Below are 878 nucleotides of genomic sequence, written 5' to 3'. Positions count from 1 at the left end.
CCCGGATAGAGCCGTTACTAATGTCCCAGACGCTGCGCCATCCCCACGGCGCGACTCTCCATTGAGCGTACCCATCGCGGATCGAGTATCGGCGTCAATCCACGACCACGGACGTAGTCGTCGAATGCCTCGGCGGTCGTCCACTTGGGACTGTAGCCCAGATCCCTGTGCATTCGCGTGGTGTCCATCACCCGCCCGTAGCTCAGATAGTTCATCTGGTCCCGGTCGAGTTCGGCGGAACGCGTTGCGCGACTGAGTGAATTGATCGCCGACAACGCCCCACTCGGCACCGGCACCCGGACTCGTCCCGAGCGCCGGATCGCCTGGCTCATCATGATGATGCCCGAGGCGCCGACGTTGAACGTGCCCGCCTTGCCCGCCACCGTCGCGCGTTCCAGGGCACCGAGAGCGTCCTGTTCGTGCAGCAGTTGCAGCCGTGCGTCGTGGCCGATGACCGACGGAACCACCGGGCCGGCCAGATACCGCGAGAGCACGGTGTCCATCGCGGGCCCGATCATGTTGGCCAGCCGAAGGATCGTCAGATCGATGTCGGGCCGACGCCGGGCCAGGCCGCGGGCATAGCCCTCGATGTCCATGCTGTCGCGGGCGAACCCGTCACCCGGCGGGCGCCGGGCACTGCTCTCCTCGCTGAACATCACCGGATCCCGCGAGCTCGCGCCGTACACCTCGGAGGTGGACTTGAGCACGACCCGCCGTACCGACGGTGTCTTCTGACAGGCCGCGAACAGCTGGATCGCGCCCATCACGTTGAGTTCCTTCAACGTGGCCCGGCCTCCGGACCGCGGCGCGTAGGACGCCGCCGCGGCATGCACGACGGTGTCCACGTTCCCGTTTCGGATCACCTTGGCGATGAACGG

Annotated in this window: 1 protein-coding gene; it reads right to left on the bottom strand. The window is 66.6% G+C overall.

Annotation, left to right across the window (positions count from 1 at the left end; translation table 11 throughout):
• Nucleotides 1–17: 17 nt before the first annotated feature.
• On the bottom strand, nucleotides 18–878 hold an 861-nt coding region (locus tag IMZ11_RS42685; RefSeq protein WP_228649292.1), incomplete at its 5' end, for an NAD-dependent epimerase/dehydratase family protein.

The sequence above is a fragment of the Microtetraspora sp. AC03309 genome (assembly GCF_020826795.1).
In the GTDB taxonomy this organism is placed as follows: Bacteria; Actinomycetota; Actinomycetes; order Streptosporangiales; family Streptosporangiaceae; genus Microtetraspora; species Microtetraspora glauca.
Note: the sequence above shows the minus strand (reverse complement) of the source record. Positions and strands in the feature narration are given on the sequence as shown.